This is a genomic window from Micromonospora sp. NPDC052213, from assembly GCF_040679695.1.
GTDB lineage: Bacteria > Actinomycetota > Actinomycetes > Mycobacteriales > Micromonosporaceae > Micromonospora.
This window is the reverse complement of record NZ_JBFAVI010000035.1, coordinates 42,515-51,104: the sequence shown is the minus strand read 5'-3', so window position 1 is coordinate 51,104 and position 8,590 is coordinate 42,515. Positions and strand designations below refer to the sequence as shown.

Annotated in this window: 4 protein-coding genes; 1 reads left to right on the top strand and 3 read right to left on the bottom strand. The window is 72.7% G+C overall.

Annotated features, from left to right (window positions below):
* Nucleotides 1-40: 40 nt before the first annotated feature.
* From AB0L34_RS12025 to AB0L34_RS12015, 3 genes are all read right to left on the bottom strand, one after another.
* Nucleotides 41-2,530, bottom strand: coding sequence for a DNA topoisomerase IV subunit A (locus AB0L34_RS12025; RefSeq protein WP_363704208.1), 2,490 nt, complete (start codon nt 2,528-2,530; stop codon nt 41-43).
* A gap of 38 nt (nt 2,531-2,568) precedes the next feature.
* A complete protein-coding gene (locus tag AB0L34_RS12020; protein WP_350706572.1) occupies nt 2,569-4,626 on the bottom strand; it encodes a DNA topoisomerase IV subunit B in 2,058 nt (685 codons plus the stop codon).
* Between the two features lie 210 nt (nt 4,627-4,836).
* Nucleotides 4,837-6,933 carry a hypothetical protein gene (locus AB0L34_RS12015; RefSeq protein WP_363704206.1) on the bottom strand — a complete coding sequence of 699 codons (2,097 nt, stop codon included), beginning with the start codon at nt 6,931-6,933 and terminating at the stop codon, nt 4,837-4,839.
* 372 nt (nt 6,934-7,305) lie between these two features.
* Here AB0L34_RS12015 and AB0L34_RS12010 point away from each other — a divergent pair, with 372 nt between their 5' ends.
* A complete protein-coding gene (locus AB0L34_RS12010) occupies nt 7,306-8,565 on the top strand; it encodes a hypothetical protein (RefSeq protein WP_363704204.1) in 1,260 nt (419 codons plus the stop codon).
* Nucleotides 8,566-8,590: the final 25 nt, after the last annotated feature.

Genomic DNA, 8,590 nt, shown 5'->3' with positions numbered 1-8,590 from the left:
CGGGTGCGTCAGCAGCCGTCCCCCTCGACCGGTCCGGGAGTCAGTCGCGTTCGACCTGGTGGCCGACGACGGTCGGGCCGAGCATGACGGCGAAGCCGGAGCCGTCGCGGCGCGGGTCGGCCGCCGGCAGTTCCACCGGCTCGCCGGTGGCGGTCGCGCCCACCGGACGCGACCCGACCCAGGCGACCACCACCTCGGTCTCACCCTTGAGGAAGCGATGGGCACGCACCCCGCCGGTCGCCCGCCCCTTCGCCGGGTACGCCTGGAACGGCGTCACCTTCACCGTGGCTCCCGTGGAGGTGACCACCATCGGCTCGCCGTGCCCCGTGTCGTCGGTGCGGACCGCGCCGAAGAAGACCACCCGGGCGCCGGCCGGCAGGTTGACGCCCGCCATGCCGCCGCCCTTGACACCCTGGGGACGGACCAGCCCGGCGGAGAAGCGCAGCAGCGACGCCTCCGAGGTGACGAAGGTGAGCGTCTCCGCCCCGTCGGTGAGCCAGGTCGCCCCGACCACCTCGTCGCCCTCACGCAGGCCGATCACCTCGAACTCGTCGGAGCGGACAGGCCACTCCGGCGCGCAGACCTTGACCACGCCCTGCCGGGTGCCCAGCGCCAGCCCCGGTGAGCCCTCGGCCGTCGGCCCCAGCGGCGCCAGCCCGACCACCGTCTCCCCCGGCTCCAGCGGCACCAGCTCGGCGGCCGCCATCCCGCCGCGCAGCGACACCGTCCCGGCCTGCTCGGGCAGCACCGGCAGCGGCAGCACGTCGACCTTGAACGCGCGGCCGGCGCTGGTCACCAGCAGCACCCGCCCCCGGGCGGTGGAGTGGACGATGGCGCGTACGGCGTCGTGCTTGACGCGGCCGTGCCGCCGGCGCCCCTCGGACGCCTCCTCCGACTCCGCCGCGGTCCGGGCGACCAGCCCGGTCGCGGACAGGATCACCTGGCACGGGTCGTCGGCGACCTCCAGCGGGCCGGCCGGCACGGACGCCGCCAGCACCTCCTTGAGGTCGCCGTCGACCAGCGTGGTGCGGCGCGGGGCACCGAACTGCTTCACCACCGCGGCCAGTTCGTCCGAGACGACCTTCTTCAGCACCTTCGGGTCGTCGAGGATCGTGGAGAGCTGGGCGATCTCCGTGCGGAGCTTCTCCTGCTCGGCCTCCAACTCGATCCGGTCGTACTTGGTCAGCCGGCGCAGCGGAGTGTCCAGGATGTAGGTGGCCTGGATCTCGGAGAGCCTGAACTTCTGCATCAGGCCGTCCTTGGCGGCCTGGGCGTCCTCGCTGGCCCGGATCAGCTTGACCACCTTGTCGATGTCGAGCAGGGCGATCAGCAGACCGTCGACCAGGTGCAGCCGCTCCTCGCGCTTGCGGCGGCGGTAGGAGCTGCGCCGGGTCACCACCTCGTAGCGGTGGGCCAGGAAGACCTCCAGCAGCGCCTTCAGCCCGAGGGTCTGCGGCTGCCCGTCGACCAGCACCAGGTTGTTGACGCCGAACGACTGCTCCAGCGGGGTGAGCCGGTAGAGGTCGGCGAGCAGGGCCTGCGGGTTGACCCCGACCTTGCACTCGATGACCAGGCGCGTGCCGCTCTCCCGGTCGGTGAGGTCCTTGACGTCGGCGATGCCGGTGAGCCGCTTGGTCTTGTTGACCTCGTTGGTGATCGCGGCGATGACCTTCTCCGCGCCGACGCCGTACGGCAGCTCGACGACCGTGATCGCCTGCCGGCCCCGGCTGCCCTCCAGCGGGCCGATCTCCACCCGGCCCCGCATGCGGACCACGCCGCGCCCGGTCTCGTAGGCCCGGCGCACCTCGTCGAGCCCGAGCAGCAGGCCACCGGTGGGCAGATCGGGCCCGGGGACGAACTCCATGAGCTTGTCCAGCGTGGCGTCCGGGTGGTTGATCAGCCAGCGGGCGGCGGAGACCACCTCGCCGAGGTTGTGCGGGATCATGTTCGTCGCCATGCCGACCGCGATCCCGGACGCGCCGTTGACCAGCAGGTTGGGGAAGGCCGCCGGCAGCACGGTGGGCTGGGTCAGGGAGCCGTCGTAGTTGGGCTCCACGTCGACCGTGTCCTCGCCCAGCTCGCCGACGAGCAGCATCGCCTCCCGCGACATCCGGGCCTCGGTGTAGCGCGCCGCCGCCGGCCCGTCGTCCGGGCTGCCGAAGTTGCCGTGCCCGTCGATGAGCGGAGCGTTGAGCGAGAAGTCCTGGGCGAGCCGGACCATCGCGTCGTAGATCGCGGTGTCGCCGTGCGGGTGGTACTTGCCCATCACGTCGCCGACGATGCGGGCGGACTTCACGTGCCCCCGGTCGGGGCGGTGCCCCTGCTCGTACATCGACCAGAGGATGCGCCGGTGCACCGGCTTGAGGCCGTCGCGGGCGTCGGGCAGAGCCCTCGAGTGGATCACCGAGAAGGCGTACTCCAGGTAGGAGTCGGAGACCTCGGTGACCAGCGGGTTGTCGAAGACCCGCGCGCCGGCCTGGTCGAAGGCGGACAGGTCCACCTTGGCGCGGTCGTCCTTGCGGCGTGCCATCGGTCAGCTCTCTTCCGGACGGGTGGTGGCGGGCCTGGTCATGCGTCGATCGCCTCGCGGTCGACCCGGTCGGCGGAGTCGATCAGCCAGTTGCGGCGCGGCTCGACCTTCTCCCCCATCAGCAGCTCGAGGATCCGCTCGGCGGCGTCGACGTCGTCGAGGGTGATCCGGCGGACCGCCCGGGTGGCCGGGTTCATCGTGGTCTCCCACAGCTCGTCGGCGTCCATCTCGCCGAGACCCTTGAAGCGCGGGATCGGGGTGACGATCTGCTTGCCGGCCTTCTCCAGCTTGCGGACCGTCGCCTCCATCTCGGCCTGGGTGTAGGTGTAGATCGTCTGCGGGTTGCGCCCCTTCGTGGTGATCTTGTGCAGGGGCGGCATGGCCGCGTAGAGCCGGCCGGCCTCGATCAGCGGCCGCATGTAGCGGGCGAAGAGGGTGATCAGCAGGGTGCGGATGTGCGCGCCGTCCACGTCGGCGTCCGCCATGATCAGCACCCGGCCGTACCGCATCGCCGAGAGGTCGAAGGTGCGGCCGGAGCCGGCGCCGAGCACCTGCACGATGGCGGCGCACTCGGCGTTGTCGAGCACCTGCTGGAGGTTGGCCTTCTGCACGTTGAGGATCTTGCCCCGGATCGGAAGAAGCGCCTGGTATTCGGCAGACCGGGCAAGTCGACCTGTCCCGAGGGCGCTGTCGCCCTCCACGATGAACAGCTCGCTGCGCTCGATGCCCGCCGCGCGACAGTCGACCAGCTTGGCCGGCATCGACGCGCCCTCCAGGGCGGTCTTGCGCCGGGCGGCGTCCTTCTGCTGCTTCTGCGTCAGCCGCACCCGGGCCGCGTCGACGATCTTCTGCAGGACCGTGCGCGCCTCGGCCTTGGTCCTCCGGTCCTCCAGCCAGGACTTCAGGTGCTGCTCGACCAGCGACTGCATCACCTTGGTGATGCCGGCCGTGGAGAGCTCGTCCTTGGTCTGCGAGGTGAACTGCGGCTCCGGGATCCGGACGTGGACGACCGCCGTCATGCCCTCCAGGACGTCGTCCAGGGTGGGCGGATCCTCCTTGGCCTTCAGCAGGCCACGGGTGTTGCGGACCGCGTCGGCGAGGGTGCGCGCCAGGGCCCGCTCGAAGCCCTTGCGGTGGGTGCCGCCGTGGGCGTTGCGGATGGTGTTGGTGAAGCACTCGACGGTGCGCTCGTAGCCGGTGCCCCAGCGGAAGGCCACCTCGACCTCGGCCCGCCGCTGCACGTTGGACTGCATGACGCCGTTGGCGTCGGCGGCGTTCTCCCGGTAGGTGCCCTCGCCGGTGACCAGCAGCGTGCCGGAGACCGGCCGGTCGCCGGCCGGGGCGAGGAACTCCACCATGTCGGTCAGGCCGTTGGGGTAGTGGAAGCGCTCCTCGGTCGGCTCCTCGCCGGTGTGGTCGCGCAGCGTGTAGCTCACGCCGGGGACCAGGAAGGCCGTGTTGCGCAGCTTCATCCGGACGGCATCCGCGTCCAGCGCGGCGCCGGTCTCGAAGTAGCGCGCGTCGTGCCACCAGCGGATCGAGGTGCCGGTGCGCTGGCCGCGCTTCATCGCGCCGACGATCTGGAGCCCGGGGCCCGGGGTGAAGGCCGCCTCGGGGCCGTCGCCGTCGAAGATCCCCGGCACGCCGTGCCGGAACGACATCGCGTGGATCTTGCCGCCCCGGCGGACCGTGACGTCGAACCGGCGGGACAGGGCGTTGACCGCCGAGGCGCCCACGCCGTGCAGACCGCCGGAGGTCTTGTAGCCGGAGCCGCCGAACTTGCCGCCGGCGTGCAGCCGCGTCAGCACCAGCTCGACGCCGGAGATGCCGGACTTGGCGTGCACGTCGGTGGGGATGCCCCGCCCGTCGTCGTCGACCTGGACAGAGCCGTCGGCGTGCAGCGTCACCTCGACCTTCGAGGCGTGGCCGGCGACGCCCTCGTCGGTGGAGTTGTCGAGGATCTCGTTGACGAGGTGACCCACGCCACGGCTGTCGGTGGAGCCGATGTACATGCCGGGCCGCTTGCGGACGGCGTCCAGCCCCTCGAGGTGCGTGAGGTCGTCGGCCCCGTACAGGGTCTCAGGCTCTGCGGTCAACTGGTCGTACTCCCAGGTCTCGGCGGTGTGGTGCCGCGTCCGACATCGGCGGTCGGCCGGCGCGCCGCAGCGAGCCTAACCGGGAGATGCGACAGGACGACGGCGCCCCGCAGCAAGGCCCGCACCACGTCGTGTGGTGCGGGCCTTGGCGGCGTCGTCGCGTGGTCTGTCCGGATCCGGCGCCCGGCGGCGCCGTGACCGGTTCGCGGGTCAGCCGGCCGCGGGCGGGTCCACCTGGACAACAAGGGAGCCGTACCCGACGTTCCCGGCGCTGTCCACGGCCGCCACGTACAGGGTGTTCGTGCCGTACGCCGGGGTGGTCAGCGTCACGGAGACGGTCTTCCCGGGGTAGCCGAGGGTGGTGCCCGCCTCCGCCTCCTCGGTGGGCGGGCTGGTCCACCCGTAGCGGAACATCACCACGTCGGGGTCGGGCGAGCGGAGCTTGTAGGTGTAGAACTGGCCGGGCGGGGCGGGGGTGGTCACCGGGTCGACCGTCACCGTCGGCGGGGTGTCGTCGACGGTGAACTCGCACCACGCCGACCAGGGGCTCAGCAGGCCGTACGGCGCGGGGTCGGTGCTGCGGGCACGCCACGCGTACGCCCTGCCGCCGAGGACGCCAGTCACGGGCGCCGTGGTGGAGCGGGCGCCGGCGGTCACCGCCGAGCCGGCCGGCGGGGTCAGCCGCGGCGTGCTGCTGTCGTAGCTGCCCGAGGCCGGGATCTCCAGCAGCTCGTACGCGGTCTGCAGGATCTGGCCGGCGTCCGCGTCGGGGAAGACGGCCGACAGGGTCGGCGGGGTCGCGAGGGCGACCCGGTCGCCGGTGACGCAGGCCTGCCCGCCGACCTGGAGGCCGGTCGGCTGGCCGGGCAGGGAGTCGTAGTCGACCACCAGTTTCGCGTTGGCGGGGATGAACTTCTTCCAACGGTCCAGCGTGCTCTCACCGGTCCCGGACGAGTCGCTGCACGCGCAGAAACCGTAGGTGATTGCCGTCATGCCGCTGGTGAGGGCGCTGCTGAGCCCGGCGGTGACGCCGCTGCCGGTGAAGTTGACCGTCATGTCCGGCTGGGGCCCGTCGATGCAGCCGCCGCTCTCGTTGGCGTGCGAACTGGCGGACGCCTGCAGGGTGCTCAGCGTCGGCGCCCACGCCGTGCGGGGGGTGCTGGCGATCCCGGCCGACCGGTACATGTAGGTCGGCGTGTCGCCGCAGGAGAAGGAGTGGTCCAGCCTCATCTGCACGTAGGCGGACTCGATGTGCTTGCCCCGGAGGGCGGAGATGGGGAACTCGAAGTAGGAGCGGTAGATGACGCCGGTCCCCGAGTCCTTGCCGACCCGGGCGGCGGTGAGGTCGCTGTTGGTGGAGTTGTTGTTCGTGGCGTACGCCCAGCGGGACGCGCCCGCGGACCAGGCCGGGTCGATGTAGACCGGGAAGCTGGCGTTGGCCGGGTCGAGCAGGCCCGGCGTGGGGCGCAGCACCAGGTCACCCGCGGCGTCGATCGCGGTGGCGACCGGAGCCGTCCGGGCCCCCGCGCCGGGGCCGGCGGCGGAGGACTTCCCCGCGGCCGACCGGCCGGTGGCGGAGGTCGTGGTCGAGTCCCACATCTCGGCCGGCGCGCTGCGTGCCACCTCGGCCGCCCCGGCGAGCGCCCGCAGCGAGCCGTCGGCGTCGCGCCGGACCCGCACGTCGCCGCCGAGGTCGAAGCGGATCTCCCGCAGGGCCGGGTTCGCGGCCGCCTGCGGGGTCTTCACCGCGAGCACGTGGGTGAAGCCGGTGCGGGTGGCCCGGAGCACCAGGTCCACGCCGGGCAGCACCTCCGGGTAGGTGGCGGCGTCCCCGCTGACCACCGGCGCGGGCAGCTCCCCCGGCCAGGCGAGGGTCAGGGACTTGCCGCCGCTGGTCAGCGTGGTGGCCGGGCCGCGACCGCCGGCCGAGAACCGCACGTCGGCCGGGGAGACCGCCGGACGGAACCCGCCCGCGCCGTCGTGGCGCAGGGTGAGGTCGACGTCGGCCCAGGACCCGTCGGTCTGACGCACCCGCTGCGGGACGGCAGCGGTCTCGGCGACGAAGCCGCCGGAGGGCTTGGCGAAGACCTGGGTCAACTCGGTGCGGGCGGAGAGGACCTCCACCCGCTGGCCGGTCCGCTCGGCCGCCGCGGCGGCCCGCGCGGCCTCGGTGGTGGCGCCCGTACCGGCGGCGGCCGGCGACGCGGCCGACGCGGGCGGGGCCAGCACGGTGGCGCCGAGCGCCGCCGCGAGCCCGCCGGCCATCAGGCGGCGTACGGATCGTTTCTGGACCTGGACAGCGTGCATCGAGCGGCCGACGGCCACCGCAACCCCCGTGGAAGTAGAAAGCCGGACGCCGGAACTGTAGAGACGCGCTTCGACCGGTGTCCATAGCTGTCACATCCTGTGAGCACAAGCGGGACATAGACAGCCAGGACAGGCCCCGGGCCGCCCGATGATCGACGTTCCGTCATGGGCACCCCGATGCCCGGTGGCCGCCGGCACACGGTGTGGTCGACGCCGGCAGGGCCGCCGCCAGGTGGAAACGGACCGGTGCACCGGGGCGGGCGCGTCCGCAGCGGACCATTCCGCGCCAAGCCATTGACGTCCGTCGCGCTGAGGTGATGGGATCGCGGCCGAGAGGATCTTTCACATTTCGATGTACAGATGGAGGACGTCATGTCCAGGTTCCGTCGTACGACTCTCGCGGCGGCGCTCGCCGTCGCCGCCGCCGCACTGTCGACCGCCGTCGGGCTGCCCGCCCCGGCCGCGGCGGCGCCACCCACCGCCGCGGTCGCCCTCGGCGACAGCTTCATCAGCGGCGAGGGCGCCGGCGCGTACACCCCCGTCGTCGACGTCACCGGGGTCGCCCAGGGCTTCCCGGGATGGACCGCGCCCAACAGCAACGCGTTCTTCTGTCACCGCTCGGCGAACGCCTCGCTGCACCGGGCGAGCCTGCCGGGCATCCAGGACCGGTTCAACCTCGCGTGTTCCGGCGGCCAGCCGCACGACATCGCCACCGCCTCGTCCGCCCGGGCCGGCGGCCGGCAGGTGGCCGCCCAGCTCGACCAGCTCCGCGCGGTCGGCCGGACCCACGACATCGACCTGGTGCTGCTCGGCCTCGGCTCGAACAACAGCTCGTTCACCTTCGGCGACGTCGCCGAGAAGTGCGCCAACCGGTTCATCGCCGACGCCTGGACCGGCTGGTGGGAATTCTGGGCCTACCTGGGCGGGCCGGTCGAGCAGGAGCCCTGCACGGACGCCGACCTGGCCACCGCCGCCCAGTGGAGCGCCGCGACCGCGGAGACCACCTCGGCCGTACGCCAACTGCTCACCACGCTGCGCGAGATCGACGCCGACGGCCAGCACCGGATCGTCTTCCAGGACTACACCAACCCGCTGCCGTTCGACCTGGAGCCGAGTTTCCACAGCGAGGACAGCCGGGACGACACCCGGGACAAGTTCCGCGCGCTGGGTGCCGAGCGGTACGCGGCCGGCTGCCCGATCCACCGGGCCAGCCTGCTGCCCGGGCACCGCTTCTCGCAGGGCCTGGGCGCCCTGGTGAGGTCCACCCGCGACGCCCTGGCCGCCGAGTTCCCCGACGCCGACCTGGTCCACCTCAACGTGCAGCGGGCCTTCGACGGCGCCCGGCTCTGCGAGTCGGGGGCCAGCCCGACCGGGGCGCTGGCCACCCCGATCCGCCTCCAGGACAGCCCGCCGAACGGCGTCTTCGTCACCAGCCTCGCCGGCAAGGACAAGATCGCCATCCAGCGGATCGCGAACACCTGCGTGAGCTACTTCCAGACCTGCCAGGAGTCGTGGCACCCGAACGCCGCCGGCCACCAGGTGCTCGGGCAGTGCCTGACCGGCGCGGCCGCCACCGGCGCCCGCTCCGTGGCCTGCGTCCGCGCCGCCGACGGCTCCGTCACCGTGTCCTGACCCCGACCGCGTCCCGGAACCCCGT

What these genes read in the sequence shown, in the direction of transcription:
- AB0L34_RS12025 (WP_363704208.1), bottom strand. Translation starts at nt 2,530, where the DNA reads ATGGCACGCCGCAAGGACGACCGCGCCAAGGTGGACCTGTCCGCCTTC.
- AB0L34_RS12010 (WP_363704204.1), top strand. Translation starts at nt 7,306, where the DNA reads ATGTCCAGGTTCCGTCGTACGACTCTCGCGGCGGCGCTCGCCGTCGCC.
- AB0L34_RS12015 (WP_363704206.1), bottom strand. Translation starts at nt 6,933, where the DNA reads ATGCACGCTGTCCAGGTCCAGAAACGATCCGTACGCCGCCTGATGGCC.